We start from the raw sequence: 22,471 nt of genomic DNA on the forward strand, positions 1-22,471 counted from the left end.
GGTAGACGGATGAGGCAGGGAAATATTGCTGGAGAAATGGAAATTTTTTTGAGGCTTGTGGAAACGCGGTTTTTGCTAGGTGACACTACGCTTACCTGGCCGCCTGAGTGAAACTAGCGGGATCAGCAAAAACGGCGTTAAAGTATCTGCAAACTCGTGCACCTGATGCATGCACAAATAACTTCATGCACCTATGTCTTGCGCCGCTAAACCTGCTGAATTTGAATGATTTTCTACTCAAGGTTGAGTTATATCACTAAAAATATAAGTTGTCATGAGCCCTACTATCTTTGTGCTTGAAACACCCACAGACTTAAGATAGAACTTTATGATTTAGGGGGCTAATGAGCAACCTAACACTACACACAAATCATATATGACAAATGAGGCGTAAACATGGAACTTAGGCTAAAAAACGTCACAAGTTATAATAAAAACATTTTCACAAATGTAGACTTCTCAAAGAAAATAAATATTCTATATGGTCAAAATGGTTGTGGAAAATCTACAATCTCAAATTTCTTTTACAATACGACCCACAAAGATTTTGCAGAATGCGAATGTCCATTACTAAACGACTATCGCCCAATCGTTTATAATTCAAAATTTATTGAAGATAACTTCTATCATGCAAAAGAACAAAAAGGTGTATTCACACTTAGTAAGAAAAATGCAGATATAGAAAAAGACCTAGCAGTAAAAGAAGGCTTAAGACAAGATTTAAAAGATCAATACCGGAATAAAAGAGATGCAGCAACAAAATTAAAAGAAGAACAAAACTCCAAAGAAAATGACTGCATCGAGGCCATTTGGGCAAAAACAGAATCGATAAGATCGTCTGATCTAAAAAACGTCATGCGAGGTCAACTAGGAAGCAAAAAGGCTTTTTTTGCTCAGTTACAAAAAACACTTGCATTACCAATCGCAAACCTGGAGCAACTATCTAAAGACTACAACGAACTGATAAAGCACAAAAATAAAGAAATACCTCTTATAACGGTTTTGTTATCATTTGCACTTTCAGAAGAAGATAAGAAACTATTAGCCACACCTATTATAGACTCAAGTAACAGTTATTTATCAGAAACAATAAAACGACTTCAAAATCTTGACTGGGTAAAAAAGGGGAAAGAACTTTATCTTAAAGATAATTTATGCCCATTCTGCCAAGAAAACACAATCAATGCTAAATTCATAGAGGCAATTGAGTCTATCTTTGATGAAAGTTACTCTAATAAAACAAATCAAATAAGCGAAATTAAATCAGCTTATGAGTTAGCTACAAAACCAATTTATCAAAAACTAACTCAAGAAATATCTACTTGTGCACTGATAACTGAAGAGGATAGAGAAATCACCACTTCTCACATCAAAATTTTAGATGAAATTGCAAGCAGGAATATAGAGCTAATAACCAGCAAACTTCATAACCCTTCATCTATAATCATACTTGAGAGTGATGAGTCAATCGAACAAAAGATAATTAAATGCATTAATGATTACAATGCAAAAATTAAAGATATCAATCTTAAAGTTGCAAAGTTCAAGGAAACCGAAAACGCAGTTAAAAGTAAAGTATGGCCAGCTCTAAGAAACTTCTGCAATCCAGAATTAAATACTTTAGCTGCTCACGAAAAAAACTTTCAAGATAACCATAAAAAGATACTTGATGAAATGAAAGAAATTGAAAACCAAGGAAAGGACAACGCTAAAAATATTAAAGAACTGAGAGAACAGATTTCTAACATCGATGAAACAATCGAGTCTATCAACTTGAGACTGAAAAGTTTAGGCATATATGGCTTTAGTGTAAAAAAACATGAAGAAAATAAGGAAATGTACATCATTTCCCGTTCAGACAAAGACGAAAATCATGATGTATACAAATCCCTTAGTGAAGGAGAGAAAACGTTAATCACTTTTCTCTATTTCTTGGAATGTTGCAAAGGGAAAACGGATAAAGACGACGAAGATAACAGAGATAATTTAATAATCATTGATGACCCAATATCTAGCCTTTCACAAAATTATGTTTATGATATAGCATCAATCATTCATCATGAACTAATCAAAAATGAAACCACAAAAAAAATACTAATACTCACACACAATCTATATTTTTTCCATGAGTTGATAAAATTATCTCCTAAAAGTAAAGACGACAAAAAGTTCAAGCGTGATTACCGTCTTTTTAGAATCACAAAGAATGAGTTTAGCACCATCACCGAAATACAAAAAAATAGCATACAAAATGAATATCAATCACTTTGGCAGATATTAAAAGATGCCAAAGAAGAAAAGGTCAATAAAATCATAATACCAAACATAATGAGAAACATTTTAGAATACTATTTTGGCTTTGTTCATAGAACAGACTCCTTACAAGATGAACTAACTAAACTCGCAAAAGATGAGAACAATAGCGATTTTAGAGCGTTTTATCGATACATAAACCGAGGTTCTCATTCTGACTCTGTGAATATCACTGATATGGGTGACATTGACCCAGACAAGTACCTCAAACAGCTAAAAAGTATATTCTCAGCAACAGGAGATGAAAAACATTATGCTAAAATGATGGATGAAATCGATGAGGAAATCGCTACCGCTTAGGCCGCATATTATCGATTCGGGTATGAACGACGGTGCTTGCGCACCGTCTCCCAACGCCCGAAGCGGTAGCGGTTGTACTGGCGTACATTCACTAGCTTTAACATGAGTTTATCTCCATGCAAGCACCATTGTTGCCAATAGCAGCCTTTATACCCTCTGTATAAAGCTAATACGAAGAGTAATGCGATGTAGATATCCCAAGCGGTAGCACGAACATTCTATTAAATTTCTTTCAGAAGTCAAAATTTAACTTGATTTCATCCCACTCCTGAGCAAACGAGTAGCTAAAAGACTTATTGCCATAAACTACTGTTGCACCACGCGCCAGCGCGTTAATTTCCCACCGTTCCGGGTTAATCCCTTCCTGAGCCAAATCGAAACGAATTTTTGCGACACGATCGCTTTCGGCTTTTGTCATCCTGGCTGATGGCGCTAGCTCGCTGGTTTTGAGCGGCGCATTGCTTTTTTGCTGCTGGTGTTTACGCGGTGCGCCAGCTTTTAACGCCCCATTAAGCACCTTCACGACGTCCGGCTCATTCCAGCCGATAACCCCGCGCTCAATCAGATTTAACACCGCAGCGGCTTGCTCAGACGGTGTAGGGGTCATAACTGGATCGCCACCGCCGGTGAGCTTTCCACAGTTATTGACAGGACTCCGAGGCGCGGCCATACCGCTTTTTAAAGTCAAAGGCTTAACGACCAAAAGCTTTGGAACGATGCGTCATTCGACTACTCAGGTAATTTGTACCAGCTCGGAGTCCAAATGCTGGCCGTAAATGCCCCCACGCTTTCCCTCCTAGGAGTGCTTCTGCAGATTTCCAGTTACACCAGACATTAAAAAGGCTCCCTCAGGAGCCTCTCATTATCAATCAAGCCTGCACCGGCAAACTAAAGCTCGAAATACTCCTTGAGAGCTGTTGCGCCTGCTCTTCCAGGGAAGCGGCGGCTGCGGCGGACTGCTGAACCAGCGCGGCGTTCTGCTGGGTCACGCCATCCATCTCTGTCACCGCCTGTCCGACCTGGCTGATCCCGCGGCTTTGCTCTTCAGAGGCCACGGAGATCTGCTCCATCAACGTATTCACTTTATTCACGGAGCTGATAATAGAATCAATGACCTCGCCTGAACGGTTCACCAGCTCTGCGCCGTTTTTGACACTGGAAACCGACTGGGCAATCAGGCTTTCAATGTCTTTCGCGGCAACCGCGCTTTTCTGCGCAAGGGTGCGCACTTCACTGGCCACCACGGCGAAGCCGCGTCCTTGTGTGCCAGCGCGTGCTGCTTCAACCGCGGCGTTGAGTGCCAGAATGTTGGTCTGGAAAGCAATGCTGTTGATGACGCTGGTGATGTCCTCGATGCGCTTAGAGTTCGCCGCGATGGTATTCATCGTTTCGATCACTTCGCGGGTCACGGCCTCACCGGTGTGCGCATTGTTCACCGCGTCCTGCACCAGTTTTCCTGCCTGGTGAACGTTATCGGTGTTATTCGCCACGGTCGCGCTCAGCTCTTCCATGCTGGCCGCCGTCTGGGTTAACGCGGAGGCCTGCTGCTCGGTGCGTGAAGCCAGATCGATATTCCCGGAAGCAATTTCCTGCGCGGCGTGGGTGACGGTATGGCTCGCGTCACGCACCTGGGCGATAGTCGACAGAAGCGCCTGGCGCATCTGCTCCATTGAGCCCATCAGGTGATCGATTTCATTGCCGGAGGTGCCTTTTACCGGCACTGGAATGTCCAGTTTACCGGCGGCAATTTGGCTGCAGTGCTCGCGTGCCAGGTTGACCGGTGCGAAAACAAAGCGCTTCATCAGCAGGCTGACGGCAACAATCACGATTACAAACAACAAAGCAATCGCCGCAATGATCGTCAGACCGGAGATGAAATTACTGCTCGCATCCTCATTCAGGGTTTTGGCATATTTCTGGTGAACGGCAAGGACCTGGTCGAGAACGATTTCATACTGACGGTCGAGGCGGGACACCTCCGGGATAAGCGCATTAAACTTCGCGACATCGTGCGCAGCGGCGGCATCAATCAGCGGTGCCAGCCCCTGGTTACGGTAGTTTTGCCAGGCATCCTGATACGCGCTCACCAGCGGCGCTTCATCCGACAGGCGCGGAGACGCCATAAACGCCGCAAAGGCGTGATCCGCTTTTGTGAGGGCCTCTTTAACCGCGGAAAGTTTCGCTGACTCATCAGCCGAGTTCCCCGCTTCCACCATCTTCACGTACTCCATCACCCTGACACGCAAGGTACGGCTGTGGTTGATGGGATCAATGATCGACAGCACAACCTGGATTTCTTTGTTCACATTATCCAGGGAATTATTACTTTTAATAATGAGGCCAACGCTGGTAATGGTGCTGACGACAAAGAAGAAAAGCAGAGCAAAAAGGACAATCAGGGATGATTTTTTTAACGACATGGACCGATACCTCAAGAATAAACATTCCCTATCGTTATCGGCCGATCCAAAACTTAAATTAATTAAAGTTATTAACGTTTCCCTTCAGCAGCCAGAGCTATGCTTTCGCTTTATAGCGCCGCTGCAGGGTGGCATCCAGTTTTCGCTGTAACGGTTGTGGCGTTTCGCCGTCGATCAGTTTGCCAATCAGATCAAAGCAGTGCCACGCCAGTTGGCGGTTATCCTGGCGAATGGTATCAACCGGAATGGTGAGAGAGTCGTAAAGGTAGTGATCGTCAAAGCTGGCTAACCGGATATCACTTTGCATCAGGTTGTGCTGCCCCATATAGCGCAATACCCCTTCCAGCAGACCGCAGGCGGCAGTGAACAAGGCTTTTGGCGGGCGTCCCAGGCGGGCGCACAGCTCGGCGAACATCTCGTAGCCGGAGCTCGGGTGATAGTTGCCGTGAATGATCCACTCCGGGCGCAGCGCCACATTGGCCTCTTGCAGCCCTTGCTTGAATCCTTCCAGACGATCGCGCGTCGGGGAAAGCCGCGGCTGCCCGCCAAGGAAGTAAATTTCATCAGGATGCTGGCGCGCAATGTCGGCCACCAGTTCCGCCGTCGGGGTAATAGAATCGGTGATCACCAGCGGCAATGTGCTGTCGTTCATATGGCGGTCAAAAAGGACGACCGGCAGTTGTTCGCTCAGCTTCTGGTAGTCGGCATCATTGAGCATACTGGAGGCCACAATCAGCCCGTCCACCTGACGCGCCACCATGTTATTAACCACCACCGTCTCCTGCCCCGGGTTTTCATCACTGCAGGAGATGAGCAGTTGAACGCCCGCCTCACGGCACAGCGTCTCCAGTTCGTGAGAAAACACCGCAAAGCCGTAGTTAGTGATCTCCGGCACCACCAGACCGATGGTGTGGCTACGGTTATCACGCAGCGAGCGCGCGTGAATGCTGGGCTGGTAATGATGCTCTTTCGCAATCGCCAGCACGCGCTCACGCGTCTCTTCCGCCACGCGAAGCTCTTTGCTGCGCCCGTTCAGTACCAGGCTGGCGGTGGCTTTTGAAACCCCCGCCAGTTCCGCGATGTCTTTAATTGTGACGCGTTTTGTTTTTCTCACAACGACTTAGATCCGGCTGCCAAAACCCTTATTCTACCATGCAGCCGCGCAGCGACCAGTAGCGTAATGTGATGTCGGACGCACCTTCGAATCGCACCCGTGCCGGATGGTCAGGAAAATAGCGGCTGCTCATCACCCCTTCGCCATGATTGATGAAAATTTCAACGCTGGAGCTGTCACACAGAACGCGTAAATGATGAACGTCGCCCCGCCAGTAACGGGTCAATGTCTCCCCGGTTTTCAGGCTGGCGCGTTCCAGACGCAATCCGCTGTCCTCGACGATAAGGCGCAACGCACCGGCGAAATCCACGGTTACTGAAGATGAGGTGAGTTCGAACTCAAGGCGCGTCGCATCAAGAGCCGGGGCATCGCTGGCGTTACCCTGCCAGCGACATTCCTCTTCGCGCAGTGCGTGCAGTTCGCGCACCGGCGTCTGCCACAGTTTGCCGTCACGGAAGTGTAATTCTCGCGGACAGGTCATCTGATGGATCCATCCTTGCGCCCGTGTGGGCTGAAGCATCTCTTCTCCGTCCGGCACACCCATCCAGCCGATCAGTATCCGCCGTCCGTCTTCCGCCACCGTGGTTTGGGGAGCGTAGAACTCGAAACCGGCGTCCAGCTCGTGCAACTCGCCATGTTCAAACGTAGCGCGGGTATGGTCGAACGCCCCGCTCGTCCACGTGGCCGGATAAGTATTGAGATAGCGATGCGGTTCGCGCGCCAGCCCCTGTGGGCAGCAGATCAGTACGTGTGTCCCGTCGAGGTCAAACAGGTCCGGGCACTCCCACATGTATCCCGCCTCGGTCAGGCCGTTCACGCCATGACCGGCAATCTCTCCGCAAGACGCCCAGTGGTGCAAATCGGCAGATGTGAACAGCAGCACCTTGCCGCGTTTTTGCAGATCCTGCGCCCCCAGTACCATGTACCACACCCCGTCGTGCTGCCACACTTTCGGGTCACGCACGTGCCCGGTGTAGCCTTCCGGCAGCGCAAGAACCGGACCGAGTTTTTTGAACGTACCGTCAGCCTGTTGCGTGGCAAGGCACTGCCAGGCGGTGCGGCTGCCATCATCAAATTTCACGTTGCCGGTATAACACAGCGTCAGGACACCGTTGTTATCGACGGCGCTGCCGGAATAGCAGCCGTTGCGGTCATACTCCTCATCGGGCATCAGCGCCATCGGTTCATGCTGCCAGTGGACCAGGTCTGCGGAGCTCCAGTGTCCCCAGCACTTATAGCGATGGTCGCAATCCAGTGGATTCCACTGATAGAACAGGTGGTAGCGCCCGGCAAACCAGATAAACCCGTTAGGATCGTTCATCAGCCCCGTCGCCGGTGCCGGATGCCATTGCGGATAATGGCTGTCGGCGTAAGCACGCGGCTGGCCTTTCATGACGGCCTGCAGGATGGCAGGCCAGCGGGAAGGTAACGTCATTATTCAGAATCCGTTTTATATTTCAGCAGCAGCGAGACGGTAAACGCCACGCCGAAGGCAATCACCATGCCGATAATATAGTTGAGCAGCGAGCTTGCCTGCACGATCGCCATGCCCGGGATGGCAGTCAGCCCGACGGCGGTCATATAAACATGCACTGAGACCACCCACGCCCCGCCTGCCGCACCGCCAATCAGCGCAGCGATAAACGGTTTCACGAAACGCAGGTTGATACCAAATATTGCCGCTTCGGTAATGCCCAGCATGGCCGAAAACGCAGACGGTAACGTAATGGCTTTAATTTTCGCGTCTTTGGTTTTAAACCAGACCGCCAGACAGGCTCCCCCCTGCGCCACGTTGGCCATCGCCCAGATAGGCAGCAGGAAGTTAACGCCAATCGAAGGATTCCCCAGTAACCCGGCTTCAATGGCATGGAAACTGTGGTGAATACCGGTGATAACGATAACCGAGTAAAGCCCGCCAAATAACAGCCCGGCCAGCCAGCCCGCATGGGCGATCAGGGTGCTCAGAACAAAGGAGATACCATCCCCTAACGCACGCCCGGCCGGGCCAATGATCAGCAAGGCAATAAAGCCGGAGAGAATAACGGTGAGGAACGGCGTCAGGATCAGATCTAACGCATCCGGAATAATACGGCGCAGGTTTTTCTCCACGATACTCATAAACCAGACGGCCAGCAGCACCGGGAACACCGTTCCCTGATAGCCAATCATGGCAATCTCAAGGCCGAAGAAGTTCATGGTGTGGAAGCCAGACGCCACGCCCCAGGCGTTAGTCAGCGCCGGGTGCGTCAGAATGCCGCCGAGGGTCGCCCCCAGATAAGGGTTACCGCCAAATTCACGCGCGGCCGTGAAGCCAATCAGGATCGGCAGAATGATAAATGCCGCTGAGCTGCACATATCCAGCATGATATAGAGCGCGTTATCGGCATTGACCCAGCCGTAGGTTTTCACCATCCCGAGCAGGCCCATCAGTAAACCGGAGGCCACAATCGCAGGAATGATCGGCACAAAGATGTTTGAGAGCAGTCGGGCAATGCGCTGGAACGGGTTCAGCTTACGTGCCGCCATGTCGGCCGCTTCGGACTTGCTGGATTCGCTAATCCCTGCCGCCTGGATAAACGCGGCGTAGACCTTGTTAACCACCCCCGTACCAAAAATCACCTGCATCTGCCCGGCGTTGCGAAAACAGCCTTTAACGCCGTCAACCTTGCCGATGGCTTGTTGATCGGCAAGCGTGTCGTCGACCAGCACCAGTCGAAGACGCGTTGCGCAGTGCGCCGCACTGGCGATGTTCTCTTTGCCACCGAGCAGCGGAATGAGCGCGCGGGCGATATTATCAAAATCCATAGATACCTCTGCCTGACTGTATTTTTATGATGTGAAAAACGCTCCCGCACTGCGGGAGCGTAAAAGGTTAAAACCAGGTTTCCATCTGTACCCCAAAGTTCCATTCCCCGCCGGCGTTGAAACCGCTGCTGCCAAAGGCATCATCGCTGGCGTAATTATCCAGTTTGCTGCTCCAGTCCATCCAGGTGGCGAACAGACGCAACTCAGGACGGCTGAAGAAATCGCCGATCTTGCCCGCTTTTAACGTTGGGGCAAAGGTCAGCTTGTAGAAACTTCCGTTGACGGCATTTCGGTCTTTATACCCTTCCGGGTTTAAATCCATGTACTGATAGCTGCCCTCAAACGCCAGGGCGAAATTCTGCGTGACTTCTTTAATCAGGCGGGTATTGAGCGTGACCCACTCATAGCTGTCGCCTTTGACATAGCGGTCTTTACTGCTCTGGGCCAGTACGGCAGGCGCGATATGCCAGCCGCCACCAAGAGGCGTGACACCGTAACTTGCAAAGCGCCAGGTATCGGCTTCAGAGAGCAATGCGCCATCGGAACCGATGCTCTTCACCTCTGCCCCCAGCCCGTGGCCGTACAGCAGCGCCGTTTTGGCTGAACCTTCGCGCAGGCCGTAGAAACTTTCATTGTGCAATCCGACCAGGGCATGAACGCCATTGTTGGCGGCGTCGGTTTTTATCAGATCGCCATTGCTGTCTTTGCGGTCGTCGTTGTCTTTTGCCCGCAGGCCGCTCACCATCAGCTGGAACGGCCCGGCGAAGTGGTTCATGCTGAGGATGTAGTTTTGAACGTTATTGTCGATTTGCTCTTCGCTGCCGAAGTTACGCCCGTAAAGAGAGAAGTTGCTGCGCAGCGATTCATTCCATTTCACGTCATACACGCCACCACCGGTACCGGCCAGGAACACCACATCGGAGTCCAGCCAGTGAATATCAAAGTTATCGCGGTCGAAGCGTTTACCGGCCCAGAAGGTACTACCCTTCAGCGCGCCGGTAAAATCAGGCAGATTGCCCAGTTCAGCAAACGCCTGACGAATATTGAGATCGCTGGTGTCAGCGGACCAGTCGTTATAGGTTTTCTGACCATCCGCCAGCATGGCCTTGAAGCGCGTGGTTGCCCCGTTATCCAGGGTCTGTTTGTGTTCCACGTTCAGCTCAACGTAGGTATCGGCTTCATTCCCCAGACGCCCGACCGCACCACCGGTTTCCCCGGCTGGCGTCAGATAAGGGCCGCTTTTACTGCTCGACGCCGCATCGTTCATCAGCAGGCCAGAACGGGCATAGCCATGAAACTCAAACCCACTGCTCTGATCGGCTTTCTTCTCCAGTGCGGCGGTACGCTGCGCCACTTGCTGGGTTGTTGTTTGCGCCTGCTGCTGGGCAGTCACCAACTGCTGCGTTTTTTGTTCTGCGTCGGTGGCGCGTTTCTCCGCAACCTGCGCGCGGGTTTCCGCAGCCTGAAGACGCTGCTCCAGAGCAGCAAGACGCGCTTCGATACTCGTCATATCCGTTTGGGCAAAAACAGAGGTACTCCCGGCCAGCATGCCTATCATCACGGCAAGTCTGCGTTTTTTATACATTTTGTCGCATCCCTAAAAGAAGTCATTGAAAGTGCTAAATTGCTAAACCGGTTTAGGTTGATGATACTAAACCTGCCAATTTTGGATCGGCAATCTTTTTTGCTAAACCGATTTAGTAAGTGTGATCGAGGCGACAATTCAGGCCGTCGACAGACGGCCCGTTGCGGGAGGAATTACAGTTGCGGGTGATAAGGCAGCGCGGTCATCGCCCCTTTAGCCGTGGTGGCTAACGCGCCGCAGCGCTGGGCTAATGCGATCACGCGTGGAAGATCGTGGCTGTCGATACTCCCAGCGGAAGCCAGTCCATAAAGCAGTCCCGCCACGAAGGCATCACCTGCGCCGGTGGTGTCCACGCATTCAACGGGGGTTGCCGGATAATGCTTTACCGTTCCGTCATGCCAGGCGATGACCCCGTCTTTGCCCTGAGTGACCAGCACCAGCCGGGCCGGACAGCGGCGCATCAGCGCGGTCAGCCCTTTCGTGACCCCAAGGTCAGCGGTTAAAAAAGCCAGTTCTTCGACGGAGAGTTTGACGACGTCAGCGCATTGCAGCGCCTGTTCGAGGCAGCGGCGCAGGTCGTCCTCATCCGGCCAGAGATCCGGGCGGATATTGGGGTCGAAACTGACATAACCCCCCGCTTCCCTGACCGCGTTCATGGCCTGAAACGTTGCAGAACGGCTCGGTTCAGCGCTCAGGGCAATGGAACAAACATGCAGCCACTCTCCTGCGCTAAAGGGCGGCAGGTCGGCTGATGCCAGAAACAGATCGGCGCTCGGGCGAACCATAAAGGTGAACGAACGTTCGCCCTGTTCGTCCAGGTCCACGACCACGGTTGACGTGCGGTGTGCCGGGTCGAGGTGCATCCACTTTACGTCAACCTGCTCGTCAGCCAGCGTTTTATGCATAAAGCGACCGAAAGGATCGTCGCCGACCCTGCCGATAAAGGCGCTTTTCCCGCCCAGACGGGCAATACCGACCGCCACGTTCGCCGGCGCGCCACCAGGGCATTGCAGCAACCGGCCTTCTCCCTCCGGTAATAAATCCACTACCGCATCGCCAAGTACCCAGATTTTTTGCATGTGATCCTCTCAGCTAAACAATGTTAAACCGTTTTAGCTATTTAAGCACAGGCAGGACGAAGGGGAAATAATACGGAAGGAAAATTGGCTTAACGCACCAGGTGTGGCCAGCTAATATCGCCTACGCCATTCAGCGCTGGACGGGCAAACAGAAAGCCCTGAAAGCGTCGGATCCCGGCAGATTCAAGCCAGCACCACTCTTCCAGCTTCTCGATGCCTTCCGCCACCAGGGTAATTTCTAGGTCGGTGCAGCAGCTGACTATCGAGCGCACAATCGCCTGTTTTGGCCCACTGAGATGAATATTGCTGACAATTTCGCGATCGATTTTAATTTTATCCGGCTGGAATCGGGTCAGCAGTGAAAGCCCGGCGTAACCGGAACCGAAATCATCGATCGCCAGGCCAATACCTTCAGCGCGCAGGTGTTTAATGGCGCTATTAAACTTGTTGAACCCGGAAATCATCTCGTTTTCGGTTACTTCAATGACCACCTGCTCCGGCTGAAGCCCATGTTGTTTAATCTGTTCAACCAGAAACTCCACGGCGCCAGGCACTTTCACCAGCGACATAGGGAGAAGATTTACCGCGATTTTATGGCTCCCGATCCCCAGTTTATCGGCCAGCGCAAAAGCCCAGGCTTTGGTCTGGAGATCGACTTCATAGATTTTGTCCTGATCGAGGCGGCTGAAAAAATGCTCCGGGCTTCCCCCGTCATTACCGCGGATAAGGGCCTCAAGCGAACTGATTTTCCCTTCCAGCGGTTCGACGATGGGCTGGAGGGCGAACTGGCAGGTTTGTTTGTCCAGCAGACCCAGACTCTCGCCAAACGGCGATTTCTCACGCGAGAGCGTCCATTTCTCCGGGGCAAAACGCGCCCCCGACGGGGCCGGTCGTTTGCCGGTAATAAACGTCTGAATAAATTTGAACACCCGATCATCAGATGTCAGATAACTGTCCAGTTTGCTGTAATGCAGCACCGATTGCAGAACGTCTTTCGGCGACTGGTTCTGCAGGTCAAACAGCAGCATACCGACATTCTCAAAACGTCTGCGGGGGCCGTAATCCCGCATAAGCTCAACCACGCCGCTATGCCGCTTATCCTCACGGATCTTCTGAAACAACCTAACCACACTCTCTTCCGAGCCTTCGAGGAGTTGCAGGACATCATCCCCTTTTGAAAGAAGAACGCCGGTAATATTCAACCCGGCATTGCGCGTCCTGGCCTGTTCAACCAGCGCCTGGAGTTCGGCGGATCGGCAGGATAAATTCAACTGGCTGCGGTAGATAAGAGTAGTCAGCACAAAAACGTGTTCCGATAAGAGGTATGCGTTGGACATTACTGTTTAACATACTTCATCTTCGCGACCTAACAGATTAACCCCTTGCGGGAGAGGCTACTTTTTCTCATCCCCGATGCGTTTGTCAATCCTCTCCTGCATGTAGGCATAAAACGGGTTCGAGGTCACCCGCATTAACGCGTCTTTGCCTACACTCAGCACGGAGGTTTCCCCCCACAGCGCAATCGTGCCGAGGCTAATGCCATACCGGTTTTTCTCCGCAGGATGTCGGCCATAGAGATCGTCATCAGGTGGGAACGGCACGGCGACATGCGACAGTGAATAGACCTCCTGCGGCCAGGACATCGCCAGCGGTACCGCGGTCTCATCGGTGCGTCCCGCCGGGGTTATTTTCGCCACCGCGGCGAAACTGTCCGCGCTGGCATTGGTAATAATCGTGACACCGTAACGTCTTTTCGCCACAGGCAGTAACTCAGAGGTCGCCGCCCACGACGACGGTTTAAAGAGAGGACGGAAGCTGGCGGCCTGATTGATATCAAATACAACCAGCTCGCTGCCGTTCGCCGGAAGCTGGTCAAATAAGCCGGTGACCACGGCGCGGGTGCTGACCGTTGAATCCATCACCGACTGAAATGCGAGTACCGGCGGCAGCTGGTCCAGTCTGTGCTCCCGGGCATCCCGCCCCATTTGCTCCTGCAGGGCCTGGGTCAAGAGCCATGACTGGCGCGCCGCATTGACCGGGAAGGAATTGTATTTATACGGGTTATATTCCGGCGAGATGTTTAACCATGCCGCTTTGGCAAACGGCGGTAACATCGCCGGCAATCCGGCCAATCCTGCAAACCGGGCGAACACCGTGACGCCAATCATAGGCGAGAGCAGGATGAGCTGTTGCGGTTTGCGAAGCGCAGGCGTGTCCAGCGCATCAAGGGCATATTTCATCGCCAGCGCCCCACCGTTGGAGTAACCCACCAGATGCAGGGGAACATTGTCTCCCGCCAGCCGCGTGGCTTCGCGCACGGCAAGGCGCGTCGCCGCCAGCCACCTCTCCCAGTCAACGTCGGTCAGCGCGCCGGGCGCGGTGCCGTGACCGGGCAGGCGTGGAACCACCGCCACAAAACCGTGCTGCTGATAATCACGGGCAAGATGCCGGACACTGTAAGGCGAATCTGTTAGCCCGTGCAGCAACACCACCGCGCCGCGTGGCGTTTCGGCAGGCATCAGCACAAAGGAGCGGTTGGCATCGGGTGAAAATTTACCGGGCCAAACCAGGCTCTGACGGTAGTAGCGGTTTAACGGCGTGCGCTCCTCACCCTGGGTTTTGCGCGTTACCGCGTTATCCAGATCGGCGAAAATGGCGTTTTCCCGGGCGACATACTGAGCAAAATTCGCCTTATCGATCTCGCGTACGGACATCTCATCTGCCCGCCAGGTATGCCAGAGATGCAGTTCCGGCCCCTGCTGCGAGAGATAAACCCGAACCGCGAGCAGGACGATCAGTACCACTCCTGCGATCGTCGCCATTTTCTTTGCGAGCGCCATCAGGCGCACGCTGATACGCCAGGGCAAGTTCGCCATGCCGGGATCCCTTTCATATTTACGTTGTCTCTATCTTATCAAAAATGTGAAGACGCTGACGTATTCACGAAATTCATACCTCCCCGCTCAGCCAGTGCACCAAAAGTGAACTACGCTGCACAAATGTTGATCATTGGTTAACTAAATATTGCATGAAGTTTGCAGCACAGCGGCGTCCCGTCGCGCTGTGGACATGGCACGCGTCATGCATTGTTAATCAAATAACACAAACCTGATGACTGACAGCCTGTTAACAGCGAGGCGGTATGACGACGAAACCCGAGGTGTTGAGCCGTATTGAAGCCACGTTCAGCCAACTGACCCCCAGCGAGAAGCGGGTGGCAAGCTGGCTGCTGGCGCATGCCGCACAGATCCCGTTTGAAACGGCTGAAAGCGTGGGTCTGGCGACCGGCACCAGCGGCATTACCGTGGGACGCTTTCTGCGAAAACTCGGCTATCGCAATCTGGAAGATGCCAAAAAGAGCCTGCGCGACCCGCATCAGCCCTGGGGTATGAACGAGCGGCTGGACTCCTGGCAGCAGCAGTCCCCTCTGCCCAACCGCCTTCAGCACTCTCTGTCGCTGGAGGTGGATGCCATCACTCAGGTTTATCAGCTGGCGCACACCGACGCATTCCGCCAGGTGGTTCATCAGCTTGCCCACGCGGATGCGGTTTTTGTGCTGGGGATCCAGTCGACACGTGGGATAGCCAACGCCTTCTTCAGTCATCTTGAGTACCTCCGCCCGCGCGTCAGCTACGCCGAAGGCGCGTCCGGCAGTTGGGTTGAATCCCTGAACTCCGGTTTCGCCCACCCCTACGTGGTACTGACCGATACCCGCACCTATTCCACCATTGCGCGGCAGTACTGTCGGGTCGCCAGCGAAAAAGGTATTTCGCTGGCCCTGATCACCGATATCTGGTGCCCGTGGGCGCGGGATTACCCGCTTGATTTACTGCAGGTGAAAACCGAAACCGGCCATTTCTGGGATTCGCTGGCACCTGTGAGCTGTCTGTTCAACCTGCTGCTGTCAGGTGTCGTGGAAGCGCTGGGTGATGCCCTTCCACAGCGGCTGGCGGTAAACCGGCAATTACAACAAGAGTTTGGTCAATTCGAACGCTAAAGGAGCGGAGCTATGCCCCCAGAGAGTGAACTGATTGATGTGGCGAAGACCTTCCCTGCGCTGCATATCGATCTGAAATACGCCACAGCCGACAACATCACGGGTCGTCCGATTTATCAGGAGGCGCTGTGCCTGCTGCATACCGATGCGGCCACCGCGCTGGCGAAAGCCATCAGCATCGCCGCACTGGCCGGGCTGAAGCTGGTGGTCTACGACGCTTATCGCCCGCAGGAAGCGCAGGCTCAGTTGTGGGATGCCTGCCCGAACCCGGAATACGTGGTTGATGTGGCGATTGGTTCCAATCACAGCCGCGGGACGGCCATCGACGTTACGCTGATGGACGAACAGAACACCGTGCTGGATATGGGGGCCGGTTTTGACGAAATGCACGATCGCTCGCACGCCTGGCACCCGTCCGTGCCGCCGCACGCGCAGCGCAATCGCCTGCTGCTTAACGCCATCATGTCCGGTGGCGGCTTTGTGGGGATCAGCAGCGAATGGTGGCACTTCGAGCTGCCGAACGCGGCCAGCTATCCCCTGCTTGACGATCGTTTTGCCTGTTTCCCGTTGACGCACACCCCTCTTTAAAACTGGAGCACTGCCATGAAAACAACGCTTCTTACTACCCTGATCGCCGCCTCGCTGGCACTCAGCGCCCCGGTTGCGCTGGCTGCCGTCCCGAAAGATATGCTGGTGATCGGGAAAGCGGCCGACCCGCAAACGCTCGACCCGGCGGTGACCATTGATAACAACGACTGGACGGTGACTTACCCCGCCTATCAGCGTCTGGTGAAGTACAAGCCAGGCTCCACCGAGGTGGAGGGCGACCTGTCAACGGGCTGGAAAGCGTCAGAGGATCAGAAAGAGTGGACCTTTACCCTTACCGATAACGCAAAATTCGCCGATGGCACGCCGGTTACTGCCGAGGCGGTAAAACTCTCCTTTGAACGTCTGCTGAAGCTTAGCCAGGGGCCGTCTGAAGCGTTCCCGAAAGATCTCAAAATTGATGCGGTCGATCCGCACACGGTGAAATTCACCCTCAGCCAGCCGTTTGCCCCGTTCCTCTACACCCTGGCCAACGACGGTGCGTCGATCGTTAACCCGGCGGTGTTAAAGGCGAACGCTGCTGATGATGCACGCGGCTATTTAGCGCAAAACACCGCCGGCTCCGGGCCTTTCATGCTGAAAAGCTGGCAGAAAGGTCAGCAGCTGGTGCTCGTTCCGAACCCACACTGGGCGGGTGAGAAGCCGCACTTCAAGCGCGTTTCGGTGAAAATTATTGGTGAAAGCGCTTCACGCCGGCTGCAGCTTTCCCGTGGCGATCTGGATATCGCCGACTCACTGCCCGTCGATCAGCTTTCAGCCCTTAAGCAAGAAGGCAAAGTGGCGGTGGCGGAATATCCGTCCCTGCGCGTGACCTATCTTTATCTGAATAACAGCAAAGCCCCGCTCAATCAGGTGGATTTACGTCGGGCCGTCTCCTGGGCAACAGATTATCAGGGGATGGTGAAAGGCATCCTGAGCGGCAATGGTAAACAGATGCGCGGCCCGATACCGGACGGCATGTGGGGGTTTGACGCCACGGCAATGCAGTACAGCTTTGACGAGGCCAAAGCCAAAGCCGCGCTGGAGAAAGTCAAAGACAAGCCGACAAGCCTGACATTCCTCTATTCAGACAACGACCCCAACTGGGAGCCGATCGCCCTGTCCACGCAGGCGAGCCTCGGCAAGATCGGCATCAACGTGAAGCTGGAAAAACTGGCTAACGCCACCATGCGCGATCGTGTCGGGAAAGGTGACTATGACATCGCCATTGGCAACTGGAGCCCGGACTTTGCCGACCCGTACATGTTCATGAACTACTGGTTTGAGTCGGACAAAAAAGGGTTGCCGGGTAACCGCTCGTTTTACGAGAACAAAGAGGTTGACGCCCTGCTGAAGGCGGCCCTGAAAACCACCGATCAAGCGGAGCGTACCCACGATTACCAGCAGGCGCAGAAGGTGGTGATCGACGAGGCGGCCTACGTGTATCTGTTCCAGAAGAACTACCAGCTGGCGATGAACAAAGAGGTGAAAGGCTTCACCTTTAATCCAATGCTGGAGCAGGTCTTTAACATCGCCACCATGAGTAAATAACGGTTCTCGCCGGGGGAAAGTGTATGACGTTCTGGAGCATTGTGCGCCAGCGCTGCTGGGGGTTAATCCTTGTGGTGGCCGGTGTCTGTATCATCACCTTTATTATTTCACACCTGATCCCCGGCGATCCGGCCCGCCTGTTGGCCGGAGACCGCGCCAGCGACGACATTGTGCAAGGCATCCGCCAGCAGCTGGGGCTGGATCAATCGCTGTATATCCAGTTTGGTCGCTATGTGGATGCGCTGGCCCATGGCGATTTAGGCACCTCTATCCGCACCGGACGTCCGGTCGCGGAAGATTTGAAGGCCTTTTTCCCGGCCACCCTGGAGCTGGCTTTTTGTTCCCTGCTGCTGGCGCTGGTTATCGGCGTGCCGCTGGGGATTTTATCGGCGGTCTACCGTGACCGCTGGCTGGATCATCTGGTGCGCTTAATGGCGATGACGGGCATTTCAACGCCCGCATTCTGGCTTGGGTTGGGAGTGATTGTCCTCTTCTACGGGCATCTGCAACTTCTGCCGGGCGGCGGAAGGCTTGACGACTGGCTCGATCCGCCGACGCGCGTTACCGGCTTTTATCTGGTGGATGCGCTGCTGGAAGGCAACGGGGAGGTCTTTTTCAATGCCCTGCAGCATCTGATTTTACCTTCGATGACGCTGGCATTTGTTCATCTCGGCATTGTGGCGCGTCAGGTCCGCTCGGCCATGCTGGAGCAGCTCAGTGAAGATTACATACGAACCGCACGCGCCAGCGGATTGCCCGGCTGGTACATCGTGCTGCGCTATGCCCTGCCCAATGCGATGATCCCGTCGATTACCGTGCTTGGACTGGCGCTGGGCGATCTGCTGTATGGCGCAGTCCTCACCGAAACCGTCTTTGCCTGGCCGGGAATGGGCGCCTGGGTCGTCACCTCTATTCAGGCGCTCGATTTCCCTGCCGTCATGGGCTTCGCGGTAGTAGTCTCACTGGCCTATGTGCTGGTTAATCTGGTGGTCGATCTGCTCTATCTGTGGGTTGACCCGCGAATCGGGCGCGGAGGTGCCGAATGATGTTGACTCAGGAAACGCCCGTCCCGGTTAAAACAGCGAAAGCAGGCATCAACTGGGCAAAACTGTTCTGGATGCTGCGTAAAAGTCCCCTCACGCTGATTGGCGCCGCGATCATGATCCTGATGCTCCTGCTGATGGTGACATCACCGTGGATTGTACCGCATGACCCCAATGCGCTGGATTTGACCGCGCGTCTGCAGGCTCCGTCTGCCGAACACTGGTTTGGCACCGATGAGGTCGGCCGCGATCTGTTCAGCCGGGTGCTCGCCGGCAGCCAGCAGTCGATCAGCGCGGGGCTGGCCGTCGTGGTGATTGCGGGCGGTATTGGCTCGCTTCTGGGCTGTTTGTCTGGCGTAATGGGCGGGCGCGGCGACGCCATTATTATGCGCATTATGGACGTGATGCTCTCCATTCCCTCGCTGGTGCTGACCATGGCACTGGCAGCGGCGCTGGGGCCGAGCCTGTTTAACGCAATGCTCGCCATCGCGATTGTACGTATTCCGTTTTACGTGCGTCTGGCACGCGGGCAAACCCTTGTCGTGCGCCAGTTTACCTATGTTCAGGCGGCCCGCACCTTCGGCGCATCACGCTGGCATTTAATCAGCTGGCATATTCTGCGCAACGCCCTCCCGCCGCTGATTGTGCAGGCTTCGCTGGATATTGGCAGCGCCATTCTGATGGCCGCCACGCTGGGCTTTATCGGTCTGGGCGCACAGCAACCCACCGCCGAATGGGGCGCGATGGTTGCCGTAGGGCGCAACTATGTACTCGACCAGTGGTGGTATTGCGCTTTTCCTGGCGCGGCCATTTTGATTACCGCCGTGGGCTTTAATCTTTTTGGTGACGGCATCCGCGACCTGCTGGATCCGAAATCAGGAGGGAAACAGTCATGACCGACTCGGTTTTAACCATCGAGGATTTACATCTGAGTTTCCCGATATACTGCGGTGAGGTTCATGCGCTGAACCACGTCTCGCTGGAGATTAAACGGGGCGAAATTGTCGGCGTAGTGGGCGAGTCGGGGTCGGGGAAGTCGGTTACCGCCATGCTCGCTATGCGCCTGTTGCCGGAAGGCAGCTACCGAATTCATCACGGTCAGGTGACATTGCTGGGAGAAGATGTTCTGACCGCATCGGAAAAACAGCTTCGCCAGTGGCGCGGGGCAAAAGTGGCGATGATTTTTCAGGAGCCCATGACCGCCCTGAACCCAACGCGGCGGATTGGTAAGCAAATGGTGGAGGTGATCCGCCAGCATCAGCCGCTCGACCGTCGCGCGGCGCAGCAAAAAGCGATTGCCCTGCTGGAGGAGATGCAAATCCCGGACGCGAAAGCGGTGATGGCGCGTTATCCGTTTGAACTCTCCGGCGGCATGCGTCAGCGGGTGATGATCGCCCTTGCCTTCTCCTGCGAGCCTGAACTTATCATCGCCGACGAGCCGACCACGGCGCTGGATGTGACCGTGCAGCTGCAGGTCCTGCGTCTGCTGAAGCACAAGGCGCGGGCCAGCGGAACCTCGGTGCTGTTTATCAGCCACGATATGGCCGTGGTTTCCCAGCTCTGTGACCGGATGTATGTGATGTACGCGGGAAGCGTAATTGAGAGCGGTGCCACACAAACGCTGATCCACCATCCCGTTCATCCCTACTCCATCGGCCTGTTGCAATGTGCACCTGAAAACGGTGCGCCGCGCGAGTTGCTTCCGGCCATTCCCGGCACGGTGCCTAATCTCAGCCAGCTTCCACAAGGCTGCGCGTTCCGCGAGCGCTGCTTTGCCGCCGGGACGAAATGCGGTGAGGCACCGCGCTTGCTTCCTAATGGTGCAGAGGGCCAGATGGCTGCCTGCTGGTACCCGCAACGGGAGAAACACCATGTCTGACATTTTGCTTGAACTGGATAGCGTGCATGTCAACTTTCCCGCGCGCAAAAACTGGCTGGGCCGCGTTACGGAACAGGTGCATGCCCTCAATGGGCTGGACCTGCAGATCCGTCGCGGCGAAACGCTGGGCATTGTTGGGGAATCCGGCTGCGGGAAAAGCACGCTGGCACAGCTATTGATGGGCATGCTCAGGCCCAGCACCGGCGACTATCAGCGGACGCATCACGCGGGCGGCATGCAGATGGTTTTTCAGGACCCGCTCTCCTCCCTCGACCCGCGTCTGCCGGTGTGGCGCATCATCACCGAGCCGGTGTGGGTGCAAAAACGCAGCAGTGAACGCGAACGGCGCCAGCTGGCAGAGACGCTGGCGATGCAGGTGGGTATTCGTGCGGAATATCTTGACCGGTTACCGCATGCCTTTTCAGGCGGGCAGCGCCAGCGCATTGCTATCGCCCGGGCGCTGTCGTCCAATCCGGACATCATCGTGCTCGACGAACCCACCAGCGCGCTGGATATTTCCGTGCAGGCGCAAATCCTCAACCTGCTGGTAAAACTGCAGCAGGAACGGAACCTCACCTATGTGTTGATCTCACATAACGTCTCGGTGGTCAGGCATATGAGCGATCGTGTGGCGGTGATGTATCTGGGCCAGATCGTGGAACTGGGAACTACCGATCAGGTTCTTGTCAGGCCGCGCCATCCCTACACCCGGCTGCTGCTTGATTCCGTTCCCAGAACCGGTGAACCGCTGGATGAAAACCTGGCGCTGCGTAAAACAGAGCTTCCTGGCAATCGTCACCTTCCCACCGGCTGTTATTTCCGGGACCGCTGTCCGCAGGCAGCGCAAGGATGCGAACATCCGCAGTCGCTACAGCCTTCAGTTGAGGGCTGTAGCGTGCGCTGCTGGCGCAACCTGAGCGAGTAGCCACGCAGGGTGGCGCTGTTTCACGTTTAAATTTGCGCCATTCCACCGTCGACAAACAGTTCGGTGGCGTTGATAAAGCTTGCTGCATCTGAGGCCAGAAACGCCACCGCTTTTCCCACTTCTCCCGGCGCGCCTAAGCGTCCCAGCGGCACCTGGGCGGCCAGCGCGTCATACAGCCCCTGACGATGTTCTTCCGGCACCAGGTCACCCAGTCCTGGGGTTTTGATGGGCCCCGGGCTCACCACGTTGACGCGAATACCGCGCCCCTGCAAATCCAGCGCCCACGAACGGGCAAAGTTGCGCACGGCGGCTTTACTGGCGCTGTATACGCTAAAGTTTGCGGTTCCTTTAATGGACACCGTGGATCCGGTCAGAATGATCGACGAACCGGCAGATAACAGCGGTAACGCTTTTTGCACGGTGAACAGTACACCGCGAACGTTGGTCGCAAAGATGCGGTCAAACTGCTCTTCAGTGATAGCGCCTAACGGCAGCATGTCGCCACCCCCCGCATTGGCGAACAGAATATCCAGACGCCCTTCGTCTTTTGCAATCTGTGCATAGACTTTATCGAGGTCGGAAAGTTGAGAGACGTCCGCACGAATGCCGACCGCCGCGGTGGCAATTTGTGCAACGGCAGCGTCCAGCTCCGCCTGACGACGTCCGGTGATGTAGACCTTCGCGCCCTGGGCCGCCAGTTCCTGCGCGGTGGCGAGACCGATACCTGTGCTACCGCCCGTAACCAGGGCAATTTTACCTGCGAGAGACGTATTCATGTTATTCACCTTTAATCATGTTTTCAGGATGCCCGCAAAAACGGTTGAAGAGGTTTTCGCTTGCGTTGAATAAACTCTATCGGTTGCAGGATTAATGAA

At 54.2% G+C, this 22,471-nt stretch carries 17 protein-coding genes and 1 pseudogene; 8 read left to right on the plus strand and 10 right to left on the minus strand.

The window, feature by feature from the left end; translation table 11 throughout:
• Positions 1 to 396: 396 nt before the first annotated feature.
• On the plus strand, positions 397 to 2,613 hold the full coding sequence (locus tag ACN9MQ_RS11370) for an AAA family ATPase (RefSeq protein WP_426021065.1): 2,217 nt from the start codon (positions 397 to 399) through the stop codon (positions 2,611 to 2,613).
• Positions 2,614 to 2,845: 232 nt separating this feature from the next.
• Here the strand turns inward: ACN9MQ_RS11370 and ACN9MQ_RS11375 are convergent.
• The 9 genes and pseudogenes from ACN9MQ_RS11375 to ACN9MQ_RS11415 form a co-directional block, all read right to left on the minus strand.
• Positions 2,846 to 3,334: pseudogene (locus ACN9MQ_RS11375) on the minus strand (replication endonuclease); the annotation flags it as partial.
• A 148-nt stretch (positions 3,335 to 3,482) separates the two neighbouring features.
• Entirely contained in the window at positions 3,483 to 5,033 is a 1,551-nt protein-coding gene (locus ACN9MQ_RS11380) for a methyl-accepting chemotaxis protein (protein ID WP_426021060.1), read from the minus strand.
• Positions 5,034 to 5,130: 97 nt separating this feature from the next.
• A complete protein-coding gene (locus tag ACN9MQ_RS11385) occupies positions 5,131 to 6,147 on the minus strand; it encodes a LacI family DNA-binding transcriptional regulator (protein WP_014170151.1) in 1,017 nt (338 codons plus the stop codon).
• 28 nt (positions 6,148 to 6,175) lie between these two features.
• Positions 6,176 to 7,582, minus strand: a complete 1,407-nt coding sequence (locus ACN9MQ_RS11390; RefSeq protein WP_426021059.1) for a sucrose-6-phosphate hydrolase — start codon at positions 7,580 to 7,582, stop codon at positions 6,176 to 6,178.
• Entirely contained in the window at positions 7,582 to 8,952 is a 1,371-nt protein-coding gene (locus ACN9MQ_RS11395; protein WP_014170153.1) for a sucrose-specific PTS transporter subunit IIBC, read from the minus strand. Before ACN9MQ_RS11395 ends, ACN9MQ_RS11390 begins: the two co-directional genes overlap by 1 nt.
• A gap of 67 nt (positions 8,953 to 9,019) precedes the next feature.
• Positions 9,020 to 10,537: a carbohydrate porin gene (locus tag ACN9MQ_RS11400; RefSeq protein ID WP_014170154.1), complete on the minus strand. Its 1,518-nt coding sequence runs from the start codon at positions 10,535 to 10,537 to the stop codon at positions 9,020 to 9,022.
• Between the two features lie 173 nt (positions 10,538 to 10,710).
• The gene (locus ACN9MQ_RS11405) at positions 10,711 to 11,616 is read right to left on the minus strand and encodes an aminoimidazole riboside kinase (RefSeq protein WP_410397948.1); all 906 of its coding nucleotides are present in this window, start codon (positions 11,614 to 11,616) and stop codon (positions 10,711 to 10,713) included.
• Between the two features lie 89 nt (positions 11,617 to 11,705).
• Complete coding sequence (locus ACN9MQ_RS11410; protein WP_025204149.1) at positions 11,706 to 12,917, minus strand: diguanylate phosphodiesterase; 1,212 nt, start codon at positions 12,915 to 12,917, stop codon at positions 11,706 to 11,708.
• A gap of 93 nt (positions 12,918 to 13,010) precedes the next feature.
• Positions 13,011 to 14,492, minus strand: coding sequence for an alpha/beta hydrolase (locus ACN9MQ_RS11415; RefSeq protein WP_426021058.1), 1,482 nt, complete (start codon positions 14,490 to 14,492; stop codon positions 13,011 to 13,013).
• A 266-nt stretch (positions 14,493 to 14,758) separates the two neighbouring features.
• Here ACN9MQ_RS11415 and ACN9MQ_RS11420 point away from each other — a divergent pair, with 266 nt between their 5' ends.
• Genes ACN9MQ_RS11420 through ACN9MQ_RS11450 form a run of 7 tightly spaced genes read left to right on the plus strand, consistent with a single transcriptional unit; the run spans position 14,759 to position 21,596 of the window.
• Positions 14,759 to 15,613, plus strand: a complete 855-nt coding sequence (locus ACN9MQ_RS11420) for a MurR/RpiR family transcriptional regulator (RefSeq protein WP_025204147.1) — start codon at positions 14,759 to 14,761, stop codon at positions 15,611 to 15,613.
• A gap of 12 nt (positions 15,614 to 15,625) precedes the next feature.
• Positions 15,626 to 16,201 carry a D-alanyl-D-alanine dipeptidase gene (gene ddpX / locus ACN9MQ_RS11425; protein WP_014170160.1) on the plus strand — a complete coding sequence of 192 codons (576 nt, stop codon included), beginning with the start codon at positions 15,626 to 15,628 and terminating at the stop codon, positions 16,199 to 16,201.
• 15 nt (positions 16,202 to 16,216) lie between these two features.
• Complete coding sequence (locus ACN9MQ_RS11430; RefSeq protein ID WP_025204146.1) at positions 16,217 to 17,749, plus strand: ABC transporter substrate-binding protein; 1,533 nt, start codon at positions 16,217 to 16,219, stop codon at positions 17,747 to 17,749.
• A gap of 23 nt (positions 17,750 to 17,772) precedes the next feature.
• Positions 17,773 to 18,795 (plus strand): ABC transporter permease, encoded by a 1,023-nt coding sequence (locus ACN9MQ_RS11435; RefSeq protein ID WP_032678218.1) that lies wholly within the window; start codon positions 17,773 to 17,775, stop codon positions 18,793 to 18,795.
• Complete coding sequence (ddpC, locus tag ACN9MQ_RS11440) at positions 18,792 to 19,688, plus strand: D,D-dipeptide ABC transporter permease (protein WP_032678219.1); 897 nt, start codon at positions 18,792 to 18,794, stop codon at positions 19,686 to 19,688. The genes ACN9MQ_RS11435 and ddpC overlap by 4 nt, the downstream gene beginning before the upstream one ends.
• Complete coding sequence (locus ACN9MQ_RS11445) at positions 19,685 to 20,671, plus strand: ABC transporter ATP-binding protein (protein WP_032678220.1); 987 nt, start codon at positions 19,685 to 19,687, stop codon at positions 20,669 to 20,671. Before ddpC ends, ACN9MQ_RS11445 begins: the two co-directional genes overlap by 4 nt.
• Positions 20,664 to 21,596 (plus strand): ABC transporter ATP-binding protein, encoded by a 933-nt coding sequence (locus ACN9MQ_RS11450; RefSeq protein ID WP_025204144.1) that lies wholly within the window; start codon positions 20,664 to 20,666, stop codon positions 21,594 to 21,596. Before ACN9MQ_RS11445 ends, ACN9MQ_RS11450 begins: the two co-directional genes overlap by 8 nt.
• 26 nt (positions 21,597 to 21,622) lie before the next feature.
• Here ACN9MQ_RS11450 and ACN9MQ_RS11455 read toward each other — a convergent pair whose 3' ends face one another.
• Positions 21,623 to 22,372: an SDR family NAD(P)-dependent oxidoreductase gene (locus ACN9MQ_RS11455; protein WP_020884087.1), complete on the minus strand. Its 750-nt coding sequence runs from the start codon at positions 22,370 to 22,372 to the stop codon at positions 21,623 to 21,625.
• Positions 22,373 to 22,471 lie beyond the last annotated feature (99 nt).

Source organism: Enterobacter sp. R-25, from assembly GCF_049913205.1.
GTDB lineage: Bacteria > Pseudomonadota > Gammaproteobacteria > Enterobacterales > Enterobacteriaceae > Enterobacter > Enterobacter ludwigii.